The sequence below is a fragment of the Pseudoalteromonas piscicida genome (genome assembly GCF_000238315.3).
Lineage (GTDB): Bacteria > Pseudomonadota > Gammaproteobacteria > Enterobacterales > Alteromonadaceae > Pseudoalteromonas > Pseudoalteromonas piscicida.
Genome location: NZ_CP011924.1, coordinates 860,600 through 885,302, shown reverse-complemented (window position 1 = coordinate 885,302; position 24,703 = coordinate 860,600). Strand labels below are relative to the sequence as shown.

Annotated in this window: 26 protein-coding genes; 23 read left to right on the top strand and 3 right to left on the bottom strand. The window is 42.4% G+C overall.

The genetic code is table 11. The features are described from left to right. Window positions 1–105: 105 nt before the first annotated feature. On the bottom strand, window positions 106–1,410 hold the full coding sequence (locus tag PPIS_RS04180; protein ID WP_010371669.1) for an NAD(P)/FAD-dependent oxidoreductase: 1,305 nt from the start codon (window positions 1,408–1,410) through the stop codon (window positions 106–108). Window positions 1,411–2,035: 625 nt separating this feature from the next. Between PPIS_RS04180 and PPIS_RS04175 the strand changes: the two genes are divergently transcribed. The 22 genes from PPIS_RS04175 to PPIS_RS04075 all read left to right on the top strand — a co-directional run bounded on the left by PPIS_RS04175 (window position 2,036) and on the right by PPIS_RS04075 (window position 18,894). Next, window positions 2,036–3,184 (top strand): AAA family ATPase, encoded by a 1,149-nt coding sequence (locus tag PPIS_RS04175; protein WP_010371671.1) that lies wholly within the window; start codon window positions 2,036–2,038, stop codon window positions 3,182–3,184. Window positions 3,185–3,293: 109 nt separating this feature from the next. Continuing rightward, entirely contained in the window at window positions 3,294–4,514 is a 1,221-nt protein-coding gene (locus PPIS_RS04170; protein WP_010371674.1) for an AraC family transcriptional regulator, read from the top strand. Between the two features lie 298 nt (window positions 4,515–4,812). After that, a complete protein-coding gene (locus PPIS_RS04165) occupies window positions 4,813–5,109 on the top strand; it encodes a RebB family R body protein (protein WP_010371676.1) in 297 nt (98 codons plus the stop codon). A 138-nt stretch (window positions 5,110–5,247) separates the two neighbouring features. Beyond that, on the top strand, window positions 5,248–5,514 hold the full coding sequence (locus PPIS_RS04160; protein ID WP_010371679.1) for a RebB family R body protein: 267 nt from the start codon (window positions 5,248–5,250) through the stop codon (window positions 5,512–5,514). 71 nt (window positions 5,515–5,585) lie between these two features. Then, a complete protein-coding gene (locus tag PPIS_RS04155) occupies window positions 5,586–5,852 on the top strand; it encodes a RebB family R body protein (RefSeq protein ID WP_010371682.1) in 267 nt (88 codons plus the stop codon). An 81-nt stretch (window positions 5,853–5,933) separates the two neighbouring features. Further along, on the top strand, window positions 5,934–6,125 hold the full coding sequence (locus PPIS_RS04150; RefSeq protein WP_010371687.1) for a RebB family R body protein: 192 nt from the start codon (window positions 5,934–5,936) through the stop codon (window positions 6,123–6,125). Between the two features lie 16 nt (window positions 6,126–6,141). Next, window positions 6,142–6,477 carry a RebB family R body protein gene (locus tag PPIS_RS04145; RefSeq protein ID WP_010371690.1) on the top strand — a complete coding sequence of 112 codons (336 nt, stop codon included), beginning with the start codon at window positions 6,142–6,144 and terminating at the stop codon, window positions 6,475–6,477. A 41-nt stretch (window positions 6,478–6,518) separates the two neighbouring features. After that, window positions 6,519–6,878: a hypothetical protein gene (locus tag PPIS_RS04140; RefSeq protein WP_010371693.1), complete on the top strand. Its 360-nt coding sequence runs from the start codon at window positions 6,519–6,521 to the stop codon at window positions 6,876–6,878. Window positions 6,879–6,917: 39 nt separating this feature from the next. Continuing rightward, the gene (locus tag PPIS_RS04135; RefSeq protein WP_010371695.1) at window positions 6,918–7,925 is read left to right on the top strand and encodes a hypothetical protein; all 1,008 of its coding nucleotides are present in this window, start codon (window positions 6,918–6,920) and stop codon (window positions 7,923–7,925) included. 15 nt (window positions 7,926–7,940) lie between these two features. Further along, window positions 7,941–8,408 carry a hypothetical protein gene (locus tag PPIS_RS04130; RefSeq protein WP_010371699.1) on the top strand — a complete coding sequence of 156 codons (468 nt, stop codon included), beginning with the start codon at window positions 7,941–7,943 and terminating at the stop codon, window positions 8,406–8,408. 26 nt (window positions 8,409–8,434) lie between these two features. Next, a complete protein-coding gene (locus tag PPIS_RS25295) occupies window positions 8,435–9,010 on the top strand; it encodes a hypothetical protein (RefSeq protein ID WP_019647364.1) in 576 nt (191 codons plus the stop codon). Window positions 9,011–9,112: 102 nt separating this feature from the next. After that, entirely contained in the window at window positions 9,113–9,844 is a 732-nt protein-coding gene (locus tag PPIS_RS25290) for a hypothetical protein (RefSeq protein ID WP_019647365.1), read from the top strand. Window positions 9,845–9,871: 27 nt separating this feature from the next. Further along, window positions 9,872–10,129 (top strand): hypothetical protein, encoded by a 258-nt coding sequence (locus PPIS_RS04120; RefSeq protein ID WP_010371701.1) that lies wholly within the window; start codon window positions 9,872–9,874, stop codon window positions 10,127–10,129. Between the two features lie 160 nt (window positions 10,130–10,289). After that, the gene (locus tag PPIS_RS04115; protein WP_248694151.1) at window positions 10,290–10,769 is read left to right on the top strand and encodes an eCIS core domain-containing protein; all 480 of its coding nucleotides are present in this window, start codon (window positions 10,290–10,292) and stop codon (window positions 10,767–10,769) included. A gap of 169 nt (window positions 10,770–10,938) precedes the next feature. Then, entirely contained in the window at window positions 10,939–11,790 is an 852-nt protein-coding gene (locus PPIS_RS04110) for a hypothetical protein (protein ID WP_010371704.1), read from the top strand. 214 nt (window positions 11,791–12,004) lie between these two features. Further along, window positions 12,005–12,850: a glycosyl hydrolase family 18 protein gene (locus tag PPIS_RS04105; RefSeq protein WP_249031247.1), complete on the top strand. Its 846-nt coding sequence runs from the start codon at window positions 12,005–12,007 to the stop codon at window positions 12,848–12,850. A 203-nt stretch (window positions 12,851–13,053) separates the two neighbouring features. Next, a complete protein-coding gene (locus PPIS_RS04100) occupies window positions 13,054–13,722 on the top strand; it encodes a hypothetical protein (RefSeq protein ID WP_010371709.1) in 669 nt (222 codons plus the stop codon). Between the two features lie 185 nt (window positions 13,723–13,907). Further along, complete coding sequence (locus PPIS_RS04095; protein WP_010371712.1) at window positions 13,908–15,281, top strand: ATP-binding protein; 1,374 nt, start codon at window positions 13,908–13,910, stop codon at window positions 15,279–15,281. A 536-nt stretch (window positions 15,282–15,817) separates the two neighbouring features. Next, window positions 15,818–16,090 (top strand): RebB family R body protein, encoded by a 273-nt coding sequence (locus tag PPIS_RS04090; protein WP_010371716.1) that lies wholly within the window; start codon window positions 15,818–15,820, stop codon window positions 16,088–16,090. A gap of 56 nt (window positions 16,091–16,146) precedes the next feature. After that, window positions 16,147–17,163 (top strand): cyanobactin maturation protease PatG family protein, encoded by a 1,017-nt coding sequence (locus tag PPIS_RS04085; RefSeq protein WP_010371720.1) that lies wholly within the window; start codon window positions 16,147–16,149, stop codon window positions 17,161–17,163. 18 nt (window positions 17,164–17,181) lie between these two features. Continuing rightward, complete coding sequence (locus tag PPIS_RS04080; protein WP_010371723.1) at window positions 17,182–17,976, top strand: hypothetical protein; 795 nt, start codon at window positions 17,182–17,184, stop codon at window positions 17,974–17,976. A 9-nt stretch (window positions 17,977–17,985) separates the two neighbouring features. After that, window positions 17,986–18,894, top strand: coding sequence for a cyanobactin maturation protease PatG family protein (locus tag PPIS_RS04075; protein ID WP_010371727.1), 909 nt, complete (start codon window positions 17,986–17,988; stop codon window positions 18,892–18,894). A gap of 119 nt (window positions 18,895–19,013) precedes the next feature. Here PPIS_RS04075 and PPIS_RS04070 read toward each other — a convergent pair whose 3' ends face one another. Next, entirely contained in the window at window positions 19,014–20,279 is a 1,266-nt protein-coding gene (locus tag PPIS_RS04070) for a Xaa-Pro dipeptidase (RefSeq protein WP_010371730.1), read from the bottom strand. An 89-nt stretch (window positions 20,280–20,368) separates the two neighbouring features. Beyond that, window positions 20,369–22,114, bottom strand: coding sequence for an MFS transporter (locus PPIS_RS04065; RefSeq protein WP_010371733.1), 1,746 nt, complete (start codon window positions 22,112–22,114; stop codon window positions 20,369–20,371). Between the two features lie 74 nt (window positions 22,115–22,188). Here PPIS_RS04065 and PPIS_RS04060 point away from each other — a divergent pair, with 74 nt between their 5' ends. Beyond that, window positions 22,189–24,603, top strand: coding sequence for a hypothetical protein (locus tag PPIS_RS04060; protein ID WP_010371736.1), 2,415 nt, complete (start codon window positions 22,189–22,191; stop codon window positions 24,601–24,603). Window positions 24,604–24,703: the final 100 nt, after the last annotated feature.

Below are 24,703 nucleotides of genomic sequence, written 5' to 3'. Positions count from 1 at the left end.
GTACCTAGCTCCTGTAGGCAAGGCGCATTTACACACCAATAGCTGGGCAGTTAGCGCTAAAACTGGTTGCTAGAAAGGCATTAATTATCTGAAGTTCAGATTAACTTAGTGCAGTTTCATTTTTGGCCGTACCACTCTTAGCACCTTTTCGCTTATCCATAGTGCAAAGGTTTTTGCGATACCATGAATTGCGCGCTGATGCATTCTATACAGTGAGATATACATGAATCGCGCTATCTTGCCTTCAATAAAAAAGCTATTGCTGGTTAGGTTTCCCATTAAACTACCAACGGTGCTGTAACGAGATAAATTCACTAAAGAGCCGTGGTCACTATAGATAAACTCTTGTAAAGGTAGATTTTTTAGTGTCGCGATTAGATTTTTCTCTACACATTGCGCCATTTGATGGGCCGACTGAGCACGCGGCGGCACTTGAGTGCCATCCGCTTGGGTAAACGCGCAGCAATCACCGATGACATAAATATGCTCATCTACACTGCTTTGTAAGTATTGATTTACCTTAATTTGATTATTGCGAGTAAGCTCAAACAGCCCAATCTCTTTAATAAAGTCAGGTGCTTTTACCCCCGCAGCCCACACCTTGATGTCTGCCTTTAGCTGTTCATCTTCTTTAGTAATAAAACTGTCTTCGGTTGCCTGCTTTACTTGGGTGCCTTCTCGCACCGTGACACCTAGCTTCACAAGCTCCCGTTTAGCTGAATTAGCAATACGCTCAGGTAGTGCTGGTAATATTCGAGGACCTGCTTCTATTAAATCAATACGAAGGCGTTTGGCCGTCATTTTACTCAGCCCGTACATTTTCAACATGTCTGATACATGATACAGCTCGGCAGAAAGCTCAACGCCAGTAGCACCACCACCAACAATGCCAATGGTTAACGAGTGCTTTGGATCGTCGTCTTGGTGTAAGCGTGTAAAGTTATCGAGGAGTGCATGCTGAAATCGCTCAGCTTGCTGATTTGAATCGAGAAAGAAGCAATGATCCTTGACCCCCGGCGTATTAAAATCATTGCTAATACTACCAATGGCAAGCACTAAATAATCATAGCTGACTTGTCGCTCTGGGAGGATACGATGACCGAGTTCATCTCTTAGCTCGCTCAGCGTGATGGTGTTATTGCTTGAGTCTACGTGGCTAAAACTGCCGAGTTGAAATTGATAATAATGCTTTGCTGCATGAGCAGAATAAACCACTCCATCTAAGTCAGCGTCAATAGACCCTGTCGCGACTTCATGAAGCAGCGGTTTCCAAATATGACTGCGATTTTTATCAATTAATAAGATTTCTGCTTGGCGTTTTTTTCCGAGTTTATGCCCTAATTGTGTTGCCAACTCTAAGCCACCAGCACCACCACCGACTATCACGATTTTAGGAAGTTGCGTATTCATCATGTTGCCCTTAAAAGTATAATACTTAAGTACTCTAGGGTCTTAGAAAAGCACTTAGGTATTTCAAATCCATCATGAAATACCTTGTCTGGCAACGCCTTCAATTATGCGCTTTTTTAGTCTGTTTGTCAGTAAGACTTAGTCACTACATAGTGCTACTCGTTATATAGCGTTGACTCTCAACCCTCACTTTTTCCATAACATACCAAACCCAAAACTCCCCTCCTCAAAATTTACCAAACAATAAATTAAACGCTGTAATACCTTGTAATAGAAATGAAGCAATAATATAAATAGATTATTAACAACAAACACAGCTGGCAACAATAATGATGTATCAATAACATAACGACAAGGATCTGAATAATGACTACACCCAACCTAGGTAGAATTGCGGTGAATAAAACAACGTTACTAATGCTGAGAAAAAAAAGCCCTAAGTAGAGAAAAGCTTGCTGAAAACTGTAGAAACCAACGCTTCCCAGTATCGGTTTCCACAATAAAACGAGCAGAATCTGGTAATCGAGTACTCTGCAGAACTATTCAAAATTTAGCAAAGTACTTCCAGGTCAGTATTGATACATTAATCGATCAAGCAGAGTCTCCTTTATGGCTATATAGCTATTTGTTAAAAGACGAGCCCACTCCATTATATGGAAGAGAATGGGAGCTTAATCAATTACATATCATTTTTAGTAGAGCGGTGGCGTTACCTTGCGCTCAAACCATCTTACTACTGGGTATGACAGGAATAGGTAAAAGCGCGCTACTCAATTCCTTTGTTTGCCACTTAAAGAGAGCGGAGAAAAACTACCTCCTATTTACTACAAACTCCTGCTTAAATCACAACAACCCTCACTTTTTTGTTGCCAATTTTGTTCGCTCATTATTGCTTGTTAAGGCACATAGTGAAGTAGAGTTAGGCCATCAAATAGACCTCGTTTCTAGCACACCGCTGAGCGCAATTCGTATGCGTCAATGGGCGGACTTGCCTTTAAATTCTGCTCACAAGCAGGCGCTTCGTCAATTTTCAGACGAGCGCTTAAGGTTGCTTGATAGAACCGTAGTCAGTGATTTACTGAAATATCTCAATCACAAAAAAGTGCAAGCGATCTTGATAGACGATGCACACACTCTTAGCGAGCAAAGCAGATATTTTTTGAGCATACTTACACAAGTCCAATGTCATTTTGGTATTTTGTTTATCCTGTCTGCCCAGAAAAAAAATGCTTTTACTCATCCTCCCAAATGGCTCTCCTCTGCACATATTATCTATCTAAAGCCACTAGATATCAGTTCGATGCAGCAATTAGCACATCACACATTATTGAGCCGAGATATGCTTCCGTGCAAACATCAACATAGAACCGCTATTGCCTTAAAACGGGCATGTGGTAACCCATTATTTTTAATTCAACTACTTTGTGTCACCCATCCCCAATCAGAACTTCCTGAAACCCTACAGCAACTCACTCAACACTACCTCAACTCGATGCCATGTGAAGTTGTAAATACCCTTAAGTTTGCAGCGCGAATTGGACAACACTTCGATACGAAACAACTTCACCAATTTAATGAACATAAAAAAATCCGTGCTCCCTTGTGTGTGTTACACAAAATGTTGAGCAGTGGATTGATAACCCAAGACGCTGAACACTACAGTTTTGTGCACCCTCTCGTATGGGAATCTCTGAGAAGTCACGCAAACGACTTAGAACTGGATTGGTATAAACACCATCAATCTAATACACAAAACCAAGTGACCCCTATCTGAGCCAATATCTGAGTCGAAATATCCATATCGTTTCCTTAGCCCCATAACATGCCATTCAAATGAACCTTGAATGGCATGTTTTCTGCAATATGAGAAATAAGGAAACACCATGTCCATACTCGTAAAATTAACACCTTCAGCACAACCTTGGATTGGCAGTAGTGATGTACTTTTCAAACTGAAACAGCAAATTCAACATTTAGCACAATGTGATTTACCCATACATATTGTTGGTCAACCCGGTTCTGGGAAACATTTAGCCGCTTGCCATATTCATGAGCTGAGTAAATCGCATTCTGAAGATATGATTGTATCGTGTGTAAACCATTGGCAAGGTCAATGCGCAGCAACCCTATTAGAAGAGCTTGTCAACCGAGCTCAAAGCGGTACCATTTACCTCAAAAATGTCGACGCACTGACCCAAGTGCAGGCCGAGTCAATCAAAGACTACTGGCTCACCCTTTCCCCGCAGTCTCCCACGCCACGATTAATCACCTCAACTAGCGCGGAAAAACAAACCTCTGCAGACACACACATGCAGTCCAACTCCTTTTTGAGTTGGTTGCATTATCATTGTCTTGAGCTACCCATACCTCCTCTTTACAACCGTAAAGAAGACATCATTGCCCTAATAAACCACTACAAACATACTTGTAAACATCTCGCCAAACTGCAATTTCAAGGACCTGCGCTAGAAGTCTTAACCAGTTATGATTGGCCACATAACGTAAAACAGCTCAAACGTTGTTTAGACAAACTGACGTTCTTATGTGAGCAACCAGAAATCACTAAACAGACTCTGTTGACTCTATTCCCCGCAATGGAAAATAAACCTTCACCAACTACGGGTAATCTTATCCCACTAAAACAAGCTGAATGCGATTTTACCCAAGCTATGCAAACACTGATATCCTGCGATGATGAGCACAGTTACACCCCTTCAGATAGTCGTGAGGGGGTCGACTTTACTCCGTTATCACCGCTTAGGCCTGTCAACAAACCTCATCCTGCTTTAGCAAGAGCGCTGCAATATATTGATGACAATTTTAAGAAGCCACTGAGCCTAAGCGAGGTTGCCAATTATGCGTGCGTCAGCCCTTCTCATCTCTCGTTCTTATTCAAACGTTATGTTGGACAGTCATTTAAACAAACTTTGCTACGAATAAGGATCAAGACAGCAATGACGCTTTTGCGTGAAGACCCTTATAGTCAAGTGACTGAAGTATGTGACGATGTCGGCTTCTCCGATCTGAGCTTTTTTGTTAGAAAGTTTAAGTCCGTCGTTGGCGTCAGTCCTGGTGCCTACCGAGATCACCGTACAAAACACTGAATAACGGTACAACCGTATGCTGAATGCACCTCTCGTGTTCAGCACTTAGTTAGCTGTAGCAACGGTTAGAATATTTCTTAGTGACCAGATTCAATTTTTGGTATTTCACCTCTGGTGATTCAGATAAATCTACCAAGTAGTTCCTGAGTTATACCAACAATTATGCGAAGTACTGCCAATTCTAACCCTACTGCGTTTTCTATACTAACCTCAGTGTTTAGGAGCTCCATCTAGCTTGTTAGACCTAAGCACCACTCATATTTTTTTTCGTCAAACTTAAAGCTAAAAAGGTGGAATTATGGCATTTCCAACAGCAGTAAACGATCAAATTACCGACTCAGTCACTCAGGCAAACGTAAAGGTATTAGGCGACGCTCCAGCGATGTCTATGGGTAACTTATTTCAAGCTACCTCTCAGGCATTAGCTAACGCGGCACACAATGCGACATCAGCTCAACAACAAGCTGCAATGACAGCGCAAGCGGCAACAACGATGGGGGTGACTACTTTATACTCTATTGACACCGCAACCACAGGTATTGCAACAAAAAGTATTCTTCAACCTCAGAAACAGCCGGTTGCTGGATTAGGTTAATTCTCGGCTCCCCGATACTTGTTCAACATCGCGCACAGCAGCGACTCAACGAAGACGCTTATCTGGGAATGTGAGATACCTACAAACACAGCTAACGATATTTAGGCTGAACTTGTTAATGACAATAAGGATAACACTATGGCTTTTCCAACCGCTGTAAATAGTCAAATTACAGACTCTGTTACACAAGCCAATGTACAGGTGCTAGGCGATGCGCCTTCTATCGCTATGGGAAACCTCTTTCAGGCAACTTCTCAGGCATTGGCGAACGCGGCTCACAACGCAACGGCCGCACAACAACAGGCAAATATTACTGCGCAAGCAGTAACAACAATGGGCGTAAATTTACTTTACTCCATTGACACTGCAACGACTGGCATCGCGACAAGTAAGATTTTTGCATAACGTACTCGGTTCAGTCACAAACTAACGGGCTTTAACGCCTAGATATTTAATACTTTAAAAGGAAGATAGTTATGGCATTTCCAACAGCTGTAAACAGTCAGATCACTGACTCAGTCTCACAAGTAAATACGAAAGTACTCGGTGACGCACCTGCTGTAGCAACTGGTAACTTTATGATTGCTACAAGCCAAGCACTCTCAAACGCTGCACACAATGCAACAACTGGACAGCAAAATAACAATGTGACAGCTCAAGCCGCATTGGTGCAAGGCGTAGATACCCTAATGAGTATCAATACGGCAACTACGGCGGAAGGCATCACTAAAGTCTACCGTTAAGTGCTAAGTCGTACTGATGGATCCAACATCAGTACGACTTTACTCACAAAGACTTAAGTGCTGCTCAATTGGAGAAATACCATGTTACCCCTTGTCGAAGCACACACTTTTTCGCTCGGTGTAGCCGCCATCACGATGGGAAACTCTATCTCTTTATTGATGGAGAACGCCGTGCAGAACGAAGCTCGAGGTCAGATGATATCCAGTGCAAGTGTAGCACAGTGCTGTGCACTCATTATCAGCTCTGGCGTAGCTTCCGTTAAACCAGGATAAGAAAGGAATTAACAAAATGAGTACAGTAAACGACCAAATCTCTGATTCAGTGAATCAAGTTAATACCCTATTGACGGGCTCTGCTCCAATGCAATCTATGGGCATGCTCAATATTGCAGCAACCGAAACTATGGGGATGTCGATGTATAACGCCGTCACAGCACAGCAAAACGCGCAAACTTCGGCCTCTGCTGCTGCGGCAGCGAGCTGTGCAAAAATGCTACAGCAGTCACCGCCTAAACCAGAAAAGCCCAAAGCGCCTGAAGAACAACTGGATCTAAGCAAAATTGAAGAGGTAGTACAAAAACTCCTGCATCAATACCTCGACCCTGATAGCAAAAAAAGCACCTAGAGGTAAACCCAACATAACTTAAATTAACTGAGGCAAAGCATATGAATGAGTTAACAAATGTCGGGCCATCAACACAAGCGACGCTTGATATCATCAAAAATGCCAGCTTAAGCGGCGAGCTAAATAAACTCTCTGGTGCCGGTAAGGCTTATCAGTCAGTTTCTCAATCAACGGCAATTGCAATTCAAGATGCAACCGACAACCTAAGAAATATCAATACCATGGCGACTACCGCAATGGGGGTTGCGATTTCACAAATGCTGACGACTGGTAAGGTCGAAGAATACAACAGTATCATCGAAGCGGCTAACAAGATGGTTGAAAACGGTACGAAAAACTTTGGCGATGTCGGTAGTTCTGCCAGTGATCTACTCAATAACTTTCCAAGTGGTGGAAGCTAATGGGGGCTCACGTCACTGACGCTAGCACGGGAGGCAAGCATGACGATCGTAGTGAATAACATAGAAATTGAGCAGTTGGCGCAATTTTCCGACAAAACGCAAACCTTGATCCAATTTTTAAATCAGGGAAAAGAGAGTGTCAACGCCCTCATACAACAGAGCGAGATAATGCGCTTTTCGTCAGAAGCGCAATTTATCGAGCAGCTTTACTTGGGATTGATGAATTCAACGTTGATCTACTTACATCATATTCCCATTTCAATCGATGTGAAAAAACTACTCGAGTTGACTACTAATGATCTCAGAGACCTCGCGACCTTGAGCAATCGAGACTCTGAAAAAGGCAAAGCAATTTTAGATGATCTATTAACCAAATATCATCTGTTAGATAGTACGATTCTGAACAAAATTGCACTATTTTATCGCCGTTATAACTTGAGTTACCATGCTCTGGGTTGGAGCGCCTCATTTAAGGATCAACTCAACTTATACCATGTTATTTGTTATTGTGAGCGTTGCTATGAACTATCAAATCAAACCGTTATCCCAGCTTGCCAATGGGCAACTCAGCAGGCACAAAATCTAAGTGAATTTGCTCGATATTTATGTATTTACCTTGAGTGGAAAAAGCGCTCACTAAGTCCTATTAGTGCGCTAAATGACGCAATTACTAACCTCTCTCCGGTGGTTAATGCCAACTTAGATTCTCCTGTGGTCACCTACGAACTTCAAGCTATTGATCTACACAATGCGATTAAGCAATGGCATGAAAGTGGAAAATATCTGGGCTTTAGCAGTTTCAGCGCAGGCTTGCTTAATATCGTGCTTAACATAGACCTAGGTAAGGGCGATTTAGTGCAAGCTGCAAATGACTATCTTGAAACGCTTCAACATACGCTAATCAACTCATTAGCGAAAGACAGCTATATCTGTCAGGCCGGCCAGTGCCGGCACTATTTATATGACCTATATCACAGCGAAGCGTTGCTTGATGTTGATAGCCAAGGGTGTCTGAGTGTGCAAAATCACTGGCCGCTGGTTGCATAATAAGAGGACTGAACAATGAATACCAAAAATCAAAAGGTTACAGCGCTTGGTGAACTCTCTCAAGCCGTTATGCCGAAACAAATGAATAGCATTTTAGCCGACATTGATACCATGCTTAACCGCGCACAACACACTATAGATATGTCATTACAGCAATCTTCACAGCTAATTGAACAGTCTCGTCAACATCTCGCCAGCATTCATAATGCGCTCGAGAGTGAGACTCAAATAAACCAATCTGACGCTCACGAAACGCCCTACCAAGATACATTACTGCAAGCGCAAGTAACACAATTAGAGGACCAGCAAGCACAGATAGAGCAAGTATATACGGAGCAGGAAGTCGCAGCTCGCCAAAGTGCTGAGGCCGCACAACAAGCGATGGAAGAAACGCTAAAAAACATGGAAAAGCAGCTAATGCATCAAAATCAAGTCTTTCAACATGATGTAATGCAGCGCAGTGCTGACACGCAAGGCGAATAAAACAAGTTGCAGGGAGCCTGACCACAATGATCCAGATAGATTGTAAACCTATAGCCTGGTTACCAGACGAAGACGTAAAAATTGCAGCAGCAAATAAACAGATGCAAGCACTCATGGCGCGCCTGGTAGACGCACCTAAATATCATACGCTGACAATTGAAGATAGAAAGCAGCTAGTAAGCGAGGGCTACGCTCCTGACTTAGTAGATAACCTCGTATTTATCACGCTCAGGCTGACAGGCTTAACAGAAGACTTGGTTAATGTGGGGTTTAACTATGCCGCTTTTGATACAGCGCTATTTGCATCCGATCATTTGAAAGCTCACTTGCAACAACTCAGTAATGGCTGCTGTGCCTATTGCGAAAGCTATTTATTAGCGACAAACTCCGGCGAAGTTGGCCACTTCAGGCCTGTTGAGTTACTGGAAAGACCGGTTTCAACACATTTAGACGTAGTGGCGACCTGCTCGCCGTACTTTTCATTGGCATATGATCAAAACAACCTACTTTTTGTCTGTAATGCTTGTCACGAGCAATATAAAGGTGGTCAATTTCCACTTGTTGGCGAACGTGCGCCACTGATTAATATCGACCAAGAGTAGCCCTTACTAGTCTGCCCTTACCTAGAAGACCCAAGACAATTTGTCCGCTTTGACCCTCAATCAGGTCGAGCCTATGCCTTTGATGTTTTGTCTACTTTTTTGATGGACAGCAAATCTATCAGTCAAAATGAAGCCGAGCAGCTTGTTTGGTCACAGCCCGAATTACTTCAAGAGTCACACGACTTGATGGAATCGCCTGCGTTTACGAGATGGCTTCAGTCATTAGACAAGGATAGCGCAATACAATTAACCAAAGGTCAAACTACGATTGAAATACTTGGTTTAAACCGCCCAGAGCTGGTTATTTCACGTCTGAACGCAATTGGCCAATTACATTTTGCTTATGAACGCTTTAAGTTAAGTAAAAATGACGATTTGCCAGCCTTTATTGACTCGCTCCCGCTTTTGCAATACCGAAGTTTGGCTATAGATGCACTACACACTTGGTATAATCAACAGAGTCCTCAAGCAACCGCAGACAATACCACGACTCCTCAAAACCAGCCATCCAGTTTGCCATTTCCAAACTGGTTTCGAGCGTCATTACGCTATTGCGTGGAAGAGTCTAACCTTGCGGATAACCACAAACGAAACTTAGTTTTCCTTTCCGCCAACGATAGACTCTACGGTCAAAAGGCTAAAGAAAGATGTGTATTTCTGCCAGTAAACTGGAAACAGGACAAGCATAAGCTCATCAAAGTGCGCTCCCAACGCAATATTTGGGAAACTTCTTTATCTGAACTAGCTGACTCGCGGCCGCTAGAGCTCATCAATTTGTTTACTCATAACGATGTTTGGGTTGAAGGCCCATTCGAAGCACTGCACAGTGCATAAATTAACCATTAGTAAGGATATTCCATCATGACCACTCAAAATGAACAATCGGTTCTCAGTGCAGAACAACAAGCAATGCAAGCAGTATCACAAGCTGAGGTCGCCACGGCAGCTCAGTCCACAGGCCATACTACGGCAACGCCTTCTGAGGCTGAAAATGTCGCTAACAACGCCGTCATCGCAGCAGATCAAAGTGTCTATCAGCAAGCGTTTGATGCCCCAGCCACCTCAACCCCAGATGAAGCAGAGCAACAAGCAACCCGAGCAGTTGAAGCTACTGAATAAATGTCACAAATACCCGGCTCAGTCGGGTATTTTTCATGAATACCTCCTTTCAGTTTGCAGTAACCTTACGAATAAATACCAACGACTCCAGACTTTTTACCAATCGTTACCGCTATACCATGCCTATAGTAAAAGTATCCAGCAAGCACGAAACAACACGATGACATTTTATCAACTCACGACCAAACAGCGCCACATTACCGGAACGGTAAGGCAGAACCCCGCACGTCAGCGAGGAGCAAAAAACGTTCCTCTTCAGAGCTGCGCTTTACCAATACGCCTCAGACGTGGCATGGAAAAACTATCTGGTGTTAATTTGGCCAATGTGCGAGTGCACTACAACTCGTCAAAACCTTCGCAAGTACAAGCTCATGCATATGCTCAGGGTAAGGATATTTACTTGGCCCCAGGTCAAGAGAAACACCTTCCCCACGAGCTTGGTCATGTTGTTCAACAAGCGCTGGGGATAGTAAAGCCCACCACAGAGGTAAATGGCATAGCTGTAAATGACGACCCAACTCTGGAGCAGCAAGCAACGGACTGGGGAAAATTGGCATTATATTTAGGTGAGCAGATTAAAAAATGTAGGGACGATTTTCCGGTAAACATAAAAGTCAGCTCCCTTTCACTCCCAATTTAAAGTAAGGGATTAAAATTGACCTAAACCTATTTATTAAATTAGTGGGTTTATTTTAAATTCCATACTGAAAATAGGTAATTCGGCAAAACTCATTTTCAGAAAATCAGCTGTTATCTGGATTGAAAATTACCTCTCACAATCACAAATGAGAATCGGAGAAATTAGGCTCATGTATGCACAATTGAAAAAATCAAAAGGGCATAACGGTATATTAGATTGCAATTATACCGCCACAGAAAATAGTTCGTTAAAAAAGAGTAAGGAGAATTTAGATGCTAAAGCAGCTGCAGTGATCCAAAAAGTGGGGCTCTATGATTATCTCACTGGTAATCTAACTGAAGATGAGAAAGATGGGCTATATCTCCGTCGCTCAAGTTATAATCCGCTGAATTGGATAGCTCAAAACAAGAACGAAAACTTTGAACAAAATAATCAAGCTTATCACTCTACTTCTGTGCATGGTGCTCAAAACTCGCTACAAAATATCAGAAATAGACATTACGCAAATCCCGGAGGCCCCAGAGGTATGAGTGCAATGATGAACACTCTCACAGGTGCCGTAGGAAATATTAGAAGACAGCAACATAGCAGTCGCTTTGCATCCTCTAGCTGGGAAGCTCATGTAAGAAATGAAGCTAGAGAACAATTCAATACTGCAGCAAATGCAGTTGGTCTTAATGTAGTTTGGAATGATACCCCTCCTCCGTTTCGAGCTGTGATACCAGGTCTTAGCAGCTCAATGTTCTTCATTACCTACTCGAATCCAATCACTGGTAACTACGAAGTTGGCGTGACCTCCAATAGGCCAAACATTGGCGCTGAAAGGCGCTCTCAAGTAACAAATGTTGCTAAGGTAACAATTAACTATTATCAATTACCAGGAAATCGAGTATCTGCATGGATAGGTCAAATGTTCCCAGTGCCTATAGCCACTCATGCACATAACTCCGGTCCGGTACAAGTTGCAAACTTCCACGGAACGGCTTGGAGTCTGTCAGATCTTAGTCCAATAAATGATTGAGTAGAAAGGTCATTTTCAACATCACAGACAGTCGAAAAGGTTGGCGAATACTAGTTAACCTTTTCGAAGCTCAGATCGATTCGCCTAGCGTTTTCTAAAACGCTATGTCTAACGGTTTATCATCCAAATATGATCCATTACAGTAGCTGGGCTAAGATAATAGTCTGCCAGTAATATTTCTCTCTTATTTTAGTACTCTCATATATAAGGAACAATGATGTCTAAAACCATTACCTACTATAATTCAGGTGCTATTCCTTTGGCCAATGCCGGTGAGCTTCCTTACGATGTAGTAAACTTGGCGTTTTTATCTTCGGCTTCAAACAATCCGTTTAAGCTAATTTTAAGCGGTGCAATTGCTGCTACAGAGACCAGCTTCACAGCCCATACGGTAGAAGCGATACAAACCATGCAGCAAAATGGGCAAAGAGTATTGATCTCATTTGGTGGTGGCGATATGGATCACAACGTATATTACTCGTTATCTCAAGATCCAGACAGGCTGGCTGATTCCTTGGCGGACTTTGTTAAAAATAACCATCTGGACGGCATTGATATCGATTATGAAGATAGTGCTGCATTTATCGCGAATGCAAGTTATGACGGCGTACAGTTTCTCGTATCATTAACACGGGCTCTGAGAAAACAACTGCCCTCACCCCGCTACTGTATTTCCCACGCCCCGCAACCTCCTTACCTAGAGCATGGTGGTTACATGGCAGGTTATCTTAAAATAGTCGAACAAGTTGGAGAGGATATTGACTGGTTAAACGTTCAGTTTTACAACAATCCACCTTGGAGCGCATGCCCAGATCAAATCGTTAGTTCCTATATGGACTATATCAAGCTACCGAATATGTCTGCGAAGAAAATTATTGCAGGATTCCCAGTGACAGTACACGATGCTGGCTCTGGATACATGCCGGCAGGGACTATTATTCAAGCGATTATTGACCCCATTCAAAACACCACTGAACTGGGTGGTATTATGAACTGGCAGTTTTCAAGTGACGCAAATGGCGATTGGATTAAAACCATCAAAAATGCACTTAAAAACTGAATATTGCTTCTATTCTTTGGCCGCCTTTGTCGGCCTATCTTCCTACATTCACCCCAATAAAAGCGATAAAGTAAAATATACCAACTGAAAAATAACTTTTACCAAGTTGGTAAAACCAGCCTCTCTTATAGTTAATTCAACCAATTTATCTATTTGGTTGCTTTCACCCTGAATTAATTAAACGCATTAAGTGAGACTAGATTATGAACGCCAAAAAACCTTTAGGTTCAAAAGACGATCCAAGTTATGTCAGAGTAACGAATATGCCAGATCCCAATCTGGCCTACTCCAGTGTTGCCCACCCAGGTGCAAAAGGCTTTATTTATAACGGTACCATGAAGCCAAGTGTCGCAGACAAATATAAAGGCGAAGGTTATAGCTTTTGTATGCGCAACCTTAACACACAAGACAATGAGTGGGATGTTGCGCTAACGGCTCAAGAAACCGACAGAATAACCGGCACCAGTGAAAAGCACGGATACGCGCTGGCATTGATGCCGATGTTTATCCTCAACGTGTCTTCTATCAATAACACCAATAACAATCCTCTTGATATAGCTAACAACGTTCTTGACCTGTTAAATAGCGCCTCCATTCCTATCGGTACGACAGTCTGGCTACAGCTAAAAGACAATGACAATGACAATGGTGCTAAATCTGACCAAATACAAGAAATTGAACACTATATATTTCAATCAGGTTATTCAATAGGTATTTTAGGCGATGAGGTGCAGCTACAGCAGCAAACTAACGGCCGTGTACTTGAATCAACTTATACTCCATTTGAAGAATCAAATAGTGGCACCACAATACGCACAATTATGATTGGCGAAAACTCAGGTACTTACCCAATTTACTGGGCACTTCAATGATCTTTATGTAAAGACTGAGCAGGATAGGCAACTCGCCTGCTCTTTTACGTAACCAACCACCTCTTAAATAAAAGAACCTGCAGCAATTAGTCTGTTATACCAACATAATCCCTAAAGTTGCCAATCAGATTCGCAGCCGCACAAACTACACTGTGGAACGCTTATTTAAAAAATAAGGAAGTAAAATGTGGCAATCTAACTTTGAGCCTTTAGCTCAAACTCCTTCCAAAGCGGCTTTAAATGCCAAAGACTTAGAACAAGAGTGCGACTGGCTGCAGCGTGCTATTCAATATCGTGTGTCACATTACTTTGGACAGTCACTCGATAATACTGAGCAAGAATTTCCACTGCCACCTACGCTAGATAACTCAGGCTCTGAATTTGCGGACTTTATTACCCGCAGCAAGCCAAACCTGATTGAAAGATTATTAATTATTCTAGCATTTGTTCCGGTTATCAATGCCCCTTTACTCGACATTTTCCTGTCAATCAACGAACAAACAAACCGCCCTTTTAGTGAGTTTGGTATACAAGAATCTCAAGGGCTGATATTCACAACGGGGATCACAGCGGCATTCATTCTTGACGGAAATAATCTCAACACGGAGTTTGATGTCCTTCAAACGATCCATTCAAGCCAATTATTTAACCTTATGATGGACAGTCATCGAGAATCTGAGGGTATATCACGATTAAACATCCCCTTGGTTCTTAAACCCGAGTTTATACAAATGTTCACGACTGCAGAGCCATACCGGCCAGAAACAAGTCATCAGTTTCCTGCAACCCAAGTAAACACAGTACTTGAATGGGATGATGTAAAGCTACCAGATACCACTCGTCATCAGCTAAACGAAATTATTACTTGGGTTCAATATGGCAAGACACTACAAACGCAATGGAAAATTGGTAAACAACTCCGCCCCGGTTACCGAGCACTGTTTTACGGCCCTCCCGGAACAGGAAAAACCCTAACGGCGAGCGTACTTGGAAAAATACTAGATAAATTAGTCTATAAAGTCGATTTATCGCTGATCACCTCAAAGTATATTGGAGAAACAGAGAAAAACCTTGAACAGCTGTTTAGCCTTGCAGAGCATCGTGACTGGATCCTTTTCTTTGACGAAGCGGACGCGCTTTTCACTAAGCGCTTAAAAACCAGCTCTTCTAACGATCAGTTTGCTAATCAAAATGTCGCCTATCTGCTGCAGCGTATTGAAAGCTTTAGCGGTGTGGTGATCTTAGCGTCAAACTATAAAGATAATATCGACGACGCGTTTTTTCGCCGATTTGAATCGATTGTCCAGTTTCAGGCACCAAAGGCTGCACAGCGACTAGAAATTTGGCAAAGCGGACTTTGCCACCAATCTCGCCTATCAAGCAATATATGTTTAAACAAACTTGCAGAGCAATATCCACTGAGTGGAGCCGATATTATCAATGTATTACGCTTTGTATCATTAAGATTACTCAGCGAAGCACGCACAGAAATAACCATGACGGATATACGTGAGGGCATAAGTCGACTTTCTAACCACCAAACTCAACTTAGGTGGTGATCTCATCACACTCACACCTTTACTTTTTCATAGACTGGTTAAACTCACAATTTGCAAACATCATAACTTCTACCAAGTTGGTAAAAGCGGCCCGCGATATAGTTAAAAATGCCAACTCAGTTGGAAATGTCAATTTATGCCCACTTTATCAATACGGTTTAGTCAGCAGGTGACTTAGCTAAGAGGCAAGTTCGCAGTGAATCAAAAGCTGACAACGAGTAAAGCATTCCTTAGCTGATAAACGGGTTGTAATTTAAACCTGTTTGATGGACAGGCATAGCTAATGACTAACCCCATTGCGAGAAAAGTATGGAGCTCTCATGATGGGGTTATTTTTACACCGTCAGTACTCCCTTAGCTCAGTTGTACAGCCGCAATGCGTAAAAACCACCAAACACTGTTAAATATTACGCATTTTAAAGTCGTCCAATCTACCATAAAAACAATTAGTTAAACCAAAACATCTGTGACGGAGCGGGCTACATTATCCTTTAGTTATTAACGCTAAAAAGCAACTAACCATTAAGGAAAAAATCATGGCATTTCCAACTTCTGTAAACGATCAAATCACTGACTCAGTCACCCAAGCAAACGTAAAAGTACTAGGTGATGCTCCAGCAATGTCAATGGGTAACTTGTTCCAAGCAACTTCACAAGCGCTTGCAAACGCAGCTCATAATGCAACCACAGCTCAGCAGCAAATGGCTGTTACAGCTCAAGCTGCCACCACTATGGGTGTTACAACTCTCTATTCGATAGACACAGCAACTACAGGTATTGCAACGAAGAAGATCCTTGCAAGTAGTTAACACCAAAGTGAAGTGCTGTGCTCCATCAGCACTTCTTCATCAAAAAAGAGAATAATATGAGCGAATTACACCCTGAGGTCACCTCAGCAGATCCCGCAATTTGCAGTTCTAAAGAAACAGAAACACAAGATAGCAAAACTTGTGACTCAGACACACTTGGCATAGCGCCGGTAGAGGCAAACGATGCTAGGCTACCGAGCGCCCAGCAAGACCTTGACTCATCCGAGCAAATGCAAGCGCAGGAAATTCAGCATCCTACTTCCGTGCAATGCGCTGCTTTTGACTACATTTATGCAGTGGGGCAAGTAGAAATAGTCTTTCCTAATGAGGGAATAAAAAAGCAATTTTTACAAGCCGCAATGGAGCTCGCAGTCGATGAAAGAGCCTATTACGAAGTTTTCACTAATAAATCATTGCCGATTGGCGATCCTAACAGAGACAAATATCTTTATCTTGCCGAGCAAGTTTCTTGGATTTTAGTCATTCAAAAACAGCTGAGTTACCACTTAACTCCCGCGACAAAAGTCGAGTTAGAAGAGCTAATTGAAGCGCTACAGCCACCTAAAGATACACTGGAGCTAGTGTATACCTGCGTCATTGGCCATTCTTCTAATAACCACGACTCCAATTTAGCTGAGATAGTTTGTCATCAGGTATATCATCAAACATTGTCAGAGCTGCATAATACAATTCAAAAAATTTCCAGTGCGGAAACCAATGCCATTCAAGATGTGATAAAAGCACTAGAAGTCGAACCAAATGCTGGCCGCGATGACTTTGATAGAGCTAAGAATTTTGTTGCATTTCGCTATCCAGATATCTACTTACAAACCCATAAAATGCGTCTTGGGTCTGCAACCGTGCCAAGTGCTTCTCTAACCGACATCACGTTTTCCCAATTTGACGCAGTGTCTGAACATAAGATTGTTGATATTACGCTAACCTATAAAGAAAACGCTTCTGCTAAACATCATTATTACTTTTGTCGTATCGACGTGAGTGGCTTGTATCCTTTTATCAATACAGAAATACAACAATTCCTCCCGCTGCTGAATACGATACCACTGGATTAATGCAAAGGAAGGATATAAATGAAGACCTCAATACACAATGATAAAACAGTGCCAATACAGTTTGCGCCTCATGACAATCATGATACATCTATTTATGCAATTGGTGTTATTCAACCAAGCTTTCCGACCTTAAACCTCGAAAAGCAATATGAAGCTGCTGCGTTGTCTATAAAGGCCAATCCCGAAGAGTTTTATAAAGTGTTCAACTATCGTGTAACCATGGACAGTCAACCTCAGTTGAGTTACAGGCCATTTTTATATTTAGCGCAACAAGCAACATGGGTTCTTACCATAAACCTGGTAGACACTTATATCCTTGAGCCAGATACACCGACACAACTGAATGCACTGATCAATACAACAGAACAACAAAATACTTATGTGGTTATTGGCGAGCTAACAGGCGAACATGCCGCACAGCACTACGATGACATTGCTTTGCCAACCGCCACGGTAAAGCATCTAGTTGCCGTTACCGATATCAAAGTCCCAATACTCAAAGATGGTAAACCAGCCAACCAACAGCTTGAGCTGCCCGCACTTAAGCCTACTATTGGGTTAACTAAAAAAGACAGAGCCAGTAACTATTTTTTGAGTCACTTCTATCAAATCGTCGTTGATAGCAGCCAACACTTATTGATTGATGATATTCAAGCTATTCAATTGCAACAGATACACTCTGAACCAATGCGCCACGTTGTTGAGTTTATTCTGTGTAGTTCAGATCGTAGCCGCTATGCCTGTAATATCGACGTAACCAACCACTATCCTTTTGTTTCATCCAGACTAGCGCCATTTGCGAAAAGTATTTAGGGAGGCTTCATGAACCAATCATTATCTACTCAACAAAATTTGCCACTTAGTCAGAGGTTGGCCGACGGTGAAACAAACTCAGAACCTTCAACCATATCCACAAACTTTGTCTATGCCGTTGGTGTGATAAATGCCCAATTTCCGACCCTTAATCTAGAAAAAGAGCTATATCAAAATAGCTTAATGGGCAACCAAGAAACACAGCTCCCCATGTTGGAGAACGTCAATGATGACATTGCGCTACAAAGGCTCAACAGGAATAAACAACTTAATCAGGAGCTGTTTAAAGGCTTAAGTTTAGGTAAAAATCGTTACATAGCGCGCAGCATGAAATGGGTCTTGGACAATCGCTACATTGAGCAACTTTATACTTTACTCATTCCAACGGATGAACTGTTGACTCAATGTATTACCGCACTGGATCGAACAATAAATGGTGAAACCGGACAAGTGGTAATTATCGGCGAAATGCACTCGCCAAATACAGTACTAGTTAGTGCCATTATTCCAGTGATGGTACTGCCATTTGGTGAGGTGTTACATGGCGTCAAGGCAAATAACGATCAGTTTCAAAACCTTGTTACTGAAATAACTTCGCTCAATATATCTAGAGGTAATAGTGACGCAGCACGCGCGTTAAACTATGTGCTATATAACAACCCTGCAATATACCAGCAGTCATTTCACCTTTACTACCAAAGCAACCAAGATGGTCCTAATCCTAATGGTTATCAGCTGATCAATGTTGACGTCAACGTTAGCAACAGTGGAGATAGAGTTGCTGCAGATGTTATTTTTGTCTATCAAGGGATTAATACTGGCGCGACGCAGTTTTGGCGCAGTCGAGTAGATGTAACGGGTGAGTATCCATTTTCCGTGTCGAATTGGGAACAATATTTACCAAGCAACCACAGTTAACACGATAAAATGTGTAGTCTGTCTCAAAGCGTTGCCTGTCCACTTATTTTTATTATGATTACAACGATATATTGCAAAGCTGCGCAGTTCTTTGCAGAAGAACTGCGCAGAACGTTTGGCTATTGCTTTTCTACTTTGCCATCTTTCATCACAAAGATGACGTTTTCCATCACACTAATGTCTTTTAGTGGGTTGCCTTTAACCGCAATAATATCAGCAAGTTTCCCCACCTCAAGCGAGCCTAATTGTGTATTTTGCTTCAGTAACGTCGCCGAGTTAATAGTGGCAGCTTGTAAGGCTTGTAGCTCAGTCATGCCAAATTTCACCATGCGACTAAACTGCTTACCATTGTCACCGTGAGGATAAACGCCAGCATCAGAGCCAAACACCATATTCACGCCTGCTTTTACCGCTTTTGTAAAACTAGCACGCTGAGTTGCACCGACCTTACGTTCTTTATCCAAGCTTTCAGGCAAAATACCTGCCTTTTCGCCCTCACCAAGAATATATTCAGTATTGTAGATGTCCATAGAAAAGTACGTGCCTTTGTCTTTGGCTAGCTGAATGGCTTCATCATCAACAAAACTTACATGCTCTACTGAATTCACACCTGCTTTAATTGCAGACTTGATACCATCAGTACCGTGCGCGTGGGCAGCAACCGTTAAACCGCGTAAGTGTGCTTCGGTCACAATCGCCGTCATTTCCTCTTGAGAATATTGTTGAGCACCCACTTTAGTGCCTTTAGACAGTACGCCACCCGTTGCACAGAACTTGATTAAGTTAGCGCCATATTTAATATTTTCACGTACCTTTTGCCTTACTGCCCAAGGTCCATCAGCCACCCCTTCTGAAAATACTTTATGCTCATGGGTTAGGAGGTTGTTGTCACAATGGCCGCCAGTGATCCCAAGTGAAGGGCCTGCTGCGTTTACACGTGGGCCTGATACGTCACCATCAATAATGGCATCGCGCAGTGCGATGTCAGCATAGCCAGCAGCACCGAGGTTACGAACAGACGTAAAGCCCGCATCTAGTGTGCGCTTAGCGTTTCTAACACCAGTAATTGCCGCACGAGGTGCAGTGCGTTGCAACCTTTTGTAGCCATGAACATGTGCGTCTGAAGTTAGGTGAACATGCATATCAAATAGACCGGGTAATAATGTGTGGCCACTTAGGTCTATCACCTCTGCATCTTTTGGATAGGCTTTACGATTTGATTTTCCGACTGAGATAATTTTATTATCTTCAACGACCACAGTTGCAGGTGAGATAAGCTTGCCTGACACCACATCAATCGCAGAGTCAGCGTTTAAAACATACGTTTGCGCGTACACACTGCTGGAAACAAAGAGTGCCGTGCTCATCCATATTTTTTTATTCATGTTACTTCCTCATTTTTTGCTTGAGTGTAGAAAGAATATGACTTGCAAACAAACTGATCGCGACCAATAACTGTTCCCATTTCAAAAAACTATGTTTTTCTGTCTATTATCACTTTGTTAAACCAGAATAATGCAATGGCGGTTATAAGTGCGATAGCGGCAAATAGCCCCCACATTAACTCTGGTGCCGCCATTTCTTGCACCAACACTTTATAGCTCCAACCAGATAAAAATCCAGCAAACAAGAAGCCCAGCGCCATAGAAACAAAGTAGTATCCCATATACAACGCAGCTTGAGACTGAGGCGCGATACTCGCAACATACTCTTGGCTTTTAGGAGAGGCAAGCATTTCACCAAGCGCGATAAGCAATATGACAGTGACGATGAGATGACCGCTTAACCAGTCGCTATCGCTAAGTAATGCGATAAACGCAACCGCCATTACTAGTAAGCCTGTGACTAACACATAAAATGGTCTAAATCGCTGACAGAGAAAGCTCACCAAAATTTGTGCGACCACAATCGCTGCAAAGTCTAAATTAATAAGATACTCAGGATTAATTTGACGATATTGTACGAGTTGTTCAGCAAGGGCTTGCGCTTGCTGCTGGGAAAGTACCTGTCCATTATCGTGAAGCGCATTTAGCGTTTGCATTATCAACTGTATTTGCTCATGTGGGACATTCACTTTGAGGTGAACCCATTCAAGCCTAGTGGTTTCAATAGGTACCGCGCCGCTTTCCTTAAGCTCGTTGAACAGCGCAAAAATGGCAGTGGTTAACTTATCAATATCAACGTGCGCTAAAAACGCGACGCCAGAATCGCCAAACCACGCCAATATATCTCGGGTATCTGCATAATCACGGATATACACAGGTAAAGTATAAAACAGCTGATTATAAACAGTCCAAAAGCCTGCAAGGATCAGTAAATATAACGCAAATGGCAAGTTACTTACCTTCATTGGTTGTTGCCACCATGCTTTATTTGGCGCTCGATTTATAAGCACTCTGTCCCACACCCAGTTAGCTGCTAGCCATATTGCAATCCAAGTAAACGCTTGACTGTAGTTAGCAAACCCGACTCCTGCTGACATCAAGAGCGCCAGTGCGACAAACAGCGTAAGTGCTAAACGAGTATTACCCAGCACCGACTGTGCGGTTTTTAATACTTGAGTAAAAGATTGCTTGGTTTTAGGTAATGTTTGCGGGTCTTTGTAAAATAACATCAAGGGAATAAAGTTTATGGCAATCCAAACTGCCGACATCATAAATACCGCATCCCAGCTAATGGCGCGCATATATCCCGCAACCAATGGACCTAAAAATCCACCAATATTCACCATGGTATAAAAGATCCCAAATCCAAGGCCACGATTACCATCGTTTGTACTGTGGCTTACGGTGCCAACGACCACAGGTTTAAAGCAAGCAGCACCCAGTGCAACAAAGCTCAGCGCAGCAAAAAACGGCCAGAAACTCTGTGCCTGTCCCAATAAATAATAGCTTGGCGTCATGATCAAAAATGCAAAAAAGAACATCCTTTTATACCCGACGCGATCTCCTAGCGCACCAGTTACAACAGGCAAAAGATATAAAAAGAAGGGAATAATCCCCTGTACGGCGCCACGCTCTATATCAGTAAAGCCAATACCGCCTTGCGACTTCGGTGTTGTCATATAAATTGATGATACGGCGAAGAAGCCATACCAAGCGAGCCGCTCAAATATTTCCATGATATTCGCAATGTAAAAAGTTCGACCAAACCCAGAAGACGACTTTGACCAATTTGCCTCATTGAGATCTGGTTCACCCCACTGCTGCTGATTTTGCATAATGACAATACCTGTTATCTTTGTTATTTTATATTGCATACAATATACACAAATAACAACGAGAGAAAAGTATCATGTCATTATTTTATCTATTCCATACCTTTTATTGGCGAATACCCTCTATCCAAAAGCCTCGGCTAGTATTTGCTCCTCTAATTGCAATACTTGCTTTACTCAGCGGATGTAAAACTACGCGAAGCGATATTATCGCTATACCAAGCCCCGCTGATATGCGCTCGGAAGTAAGCATTAATGGCCGAGTCAGCACGTTGAAACACATCGATATCCAACATATTGGTAAACAAATTCCGCTCACTTATAGCGATGGAAAAATAGCTAACTCGAGGGGATATGACTGGTGGGTGAGTAAACATTTCGCGTTAAAAAGTGACTTGCCTGAGGACAAAGTAAAACTCTATTTAGAATTACTAGAAATGTCTTACCCTCACTATGTTGAATTGTTTGGTATGGCGCCTGCAGCGATTGATAAAAAGAGAATTGCAGTCGTCTATGGCAGTTCACGCCAACGTACAAAAGAAGCCATGCTGGATGATGGCTTTTTGCGCGGCGTACATAAAACGGCTGGCGGCGAAACCATGTTTTATAACCGTGCAGGGTACAACTTTCCGAGTCATCGCCAGCATCACCAGCGCTACATCGTGATCCATGAAACCATGCATGCGTTTCATATGGCTCTGAACGGTCACTCAACTTGGGCACCTAATTGGATCACTGAGGGGATGGCTGATTCCATTGCAAGCCACGTATATGATCCAAATAAAAAGCAGTTAACTGTGATGGTTTTCGACCGTGCTCCAATGAACTATCTGCACTTGGGTTTACAGCAGTATCACCAGAATGGAAAGCCATCTTTCGAAGCAATCAACGATGATCCATCACTCAAACGCGGACTCAACTTTTTTATCGTGCATTTTTTATTGAGCGATCCTGAGCGATATCAATATTTTAAACGCTTTATCGGCAAATTAATGGACGCAAACCCTCACTCTGAAAACACCTTGCCAACTGCCAATGCACTCTTAAAACAGACCTTTCCCAATTGGCCTCAGCTTGAACAGCAGTTTGCAGCATTTGTGCGCTCTGCCACGCCAAGTTTTTATATTGTCTATGGGCCTTGGGAGCAAAACGGTGCCACATATTGGCTCAGAAATACCGAAAGCAAAGCACTTAAGCGTCTCGACATTCATCCAAACTTTTCTTCTACACATGCCGTGATGGATTTTCCCGCATCAGATAAAACACCTCTAATCAACTCACTTGATGAGAATAGTGTTGCAGCACTAATCGACTTCGAGCCGGAGCAGATTAAACGTGGGGAAATTGGCTTTGCGTTAATCGCTGATTTAACAAGTCAAAGCTTAGATGCGCGTCTTGGACGCGCTAAAGTTGAAGAAGTTGACTTTAGTAAAGACAACTTGCTGCAATTTACCCTTCAAGAAGGAGTAAAGTTAACGGTCTCAAGCAATCAAGCTTTGTTCCCCGCAAAGTCTATCGCACTGCTGCCGCAATTACGCATGGATATCAAGCAGTATCATCAACTTGCGCTCACGCTTTCAAAGCAGGACGATGTGCTAGTTATTAAAATGAAAACACAACAGCATGAGCAACTGGCTAGATTACAATTGAACCAAATCGACATTTCAGCGCTTAGCTTGCAAAAAATCAGTCTTCTTGGCCGAAATAATAATCACAGAATAGCGCCCTACTTTGCCGCGCATGATTACTTGATCACGAATGAACAAACCACTAATCCCTGGCACTTTAAAGGTGCATCATTACTTCGCAGAGCCTTTAACACCTGTGTGGAATATAGTGCTCAGTTAAGTGACTGTATGACCTCACTTCGCGAAATATTTAGCAAACAGAAATCAAGGACAGTCACTGAAACTGAGAATAAAACCCTCAAGCGCTTGATGCAGCAATGGCAATCAACCCTTGGCGACGATGCGCTCTTTACGCTAAGTGGTATCAACATCCAGGACTACTTTTCTGATGGATTGCACTATCTTTACGTCAACAATCCCAGTATCCATGATATTGCGCTAACTTACGGTAACTACAAAAAAATTCTAGCTTCAGGTGAACACCGTGTTCTATTGCCAAAACATACCTTTCAGAACTTAGTGATTAGTTGGAACGGATTAACACAACAAAAGCCTCTTCGAACGCCAGAGAAACCTTTTGATGGGGTAAAAATGGAAGTAACTATTCGAGACAATATCACCATTACGCTAACCGGTCCCTATTCAGGTGCATCGAGTGGCATATTACGCGTCGATTTTACTCCATTTCAATCATTTCAAAATGAAGGTTCACTTTGGCAGCGGCCAGTTACTTTCTTACCTTATCAAACACAAGTAATTGAAATAGATAAGTTACAAGGATTAAAAAATGGATTACTTGAGATTAAGGGTGAGTTTGACGTTGATGGTGAACTAATTAGGCTGGTTAAAATAGTCAATTTGTAGAAACAATTAATTGGAAGTCTGCAAAGCCAAATAAAGTAGAGCTGTTAGTGTTAGGTCTTATCCATTGTCCTCACACTAACAGCTATAAAGATCTGATTTA

Bases quoted from the DNA above. Each gene is read 5' to 3' on its own strand.
- PPIS_RS04180 (WP_010371669.1), bottom strand. From the start codon at position 1,410: ATGAATACGCAACTTCCTAAAATCGTGATAGTCGGTGGTGGTGCTGGT.
- PPIS_RS04170 (WP_010371674.1), top strand. From the start codon at position 3,294: ATGTCCATACTCGTAAAATTAACACCTTCAGCACAACCTTGGATTGGC.
- PPIS_RS04165 (WP_010371676.1), top strand. From the start codon at position 4,813: ATGGCATTTCCAACAGCAGTAAACGATCAAATTACCGACTCAGTCACT.
- PPIS_RS04160 (WP_010371679.1), top strand. From the start codon at position 5,248: ATGGCTTTTCCAACCGCTGTAAATAGTCAAATTACAGACTCTGTTACA.
- PPIS_RS04155 (WP_010371682.1), top strand. From the start codon at position 5,586: ATGGCATTTCCAACAGCTGTAAACAGTCAGATCACTGACTCAGTCTCA.
- PPIS_RS04150 (WP_010371687.1), top strand. From the start codon at position 5,934: ATGTTACCCCTTGTCGAAGCACACACTTTTTCGCTCGGTGTAGCCGCC.
- PPIS_RS04145 (WP_010371690.1), top strand. From the start codon at position 6,142: ATGAGTACAGTAAACGACCAAATCTCTGATTCAGTGAATCAAGTTAAT.
- PPIS_RS04140 (WP_010371693.1), top strand. From the start codon at position 6,519: ATGAATGAGTTAACAAATGTCGGGCCATCAACACAAGCGACGCTTGAT.
- PPIS_RS04135 (WP_010371695.1), top strand. From the start codon at position 6,918: ATGACGATCGTAGTGAATAACATAGAAATTGAGCAGTTGGCGCAATTT.
- PPIS_RS04130 (WP_010371699.1), top strand. From the start codon at position 7,941: ATGAATACCAAAAATCAAAAGGTTACAGCGCTTGGTGAACTCTCTCAA.
- PPIS_RS25295 (WP_019647364.1), top strand. From the start codon at position 8,435: ATGATCCAGATAGATTGTAAACCTATAGCCTGGTTACCAGACGAAGAC.
- PPIS_RS25290 (WP_019647365.1), top strand. From the start codon at position 9,113: ATGGACAGCAAATCTATCAGTCAAAATGAAGCCGAGCAGCTTGTTTGG.
- PPIS_RS04120 (WP_010371701.1), top strand. From the start codon at position 9,872: ATGACCACTCAAAATGAACAATCGGTTCTCAGTGCAGAACAACAAGCA.
- PPIS_RS04115 (WP_248694151.1), top strand. From the start codon at position 10,290: ATGACATTTTATCAACTCACGACCAAACAGCGCCACATTACCGGAACG.
- PPIS_RS04110 (WP_010371704.1), top strand. From the start codon at position 10,939: ATGTATGCACAATTGAAAAAATCAAAAGGGCATAACGGTATATTAGAT.
- PPIS_RS04105 (WP_249031247.1), top strand. From the start codon at position 12,005: ATGATGTCTAAAACCATTACCTACTATAATTCAGGTGCTATTCCTTTG.
- PPIS_RS04100 (WP_010371709.1), top strand. From the start codon at position 13,054: ATGAACGCCAAAAAACCTTTAGGTTCAAAAGACGATCCAAGTTATGTC.
- PPIS_RS04095 (WP_010371712.1), top strand. From the start codon at position 13,908: ATGTGGCAATCTAACTTTGAGCCTTTAGCTCAAACTCCTTCCAAAGCG.
- PPIS_RS04090 (WP_010371716.1), top strand. From the start codon at position 15,818: ATGGCATTTCCAACTTCTGTAAACGATCAAATCACTGACTCAGTCACC.
- PPIS_RS04085 (WP_010371720.1), top strand. From the start codon at position 16,147: ATGAGCGAATTACACCCTGAGGTCACCTCAGCAGATCCCGCAATTTGC.
- PPIS_RS04080 (WP_010371723.1), top strand. From the start codon at position 17,182: ATGAAGACCTCAATACACAATGATAAAACAGTGCCAATACAGTTTGCG.
- PPIS_RS04075 (WP_010371727.1), top strand. From the start codon at position 17,986: ATGAACCAATCATTATCTACTCAACAAAATTTGCCACTTAGTCAGAGG.
- PPIS_RS04070 (WP_010371730.1), bottom strand. From the start codon at position 20,279: ATGAATAAAAAAATATGGATGAGCACGGCACTCTTTGTTTCCAGCAGT.
- PPIS_RS04065 (WP_010371733.1), bottom strand. From the start codon at position 22,114: ATGCAAAATCAGCAGCAGTGGGGTGAACCAGATCTCAATGAGGCAAAT.
- PPIS_RS04060 (WP_010371736.1), top strand. From the start codon at position 22,189: ATGTCATTATTTTATCTATTCCATACCTTTTATTGGCGAATACCCTCT.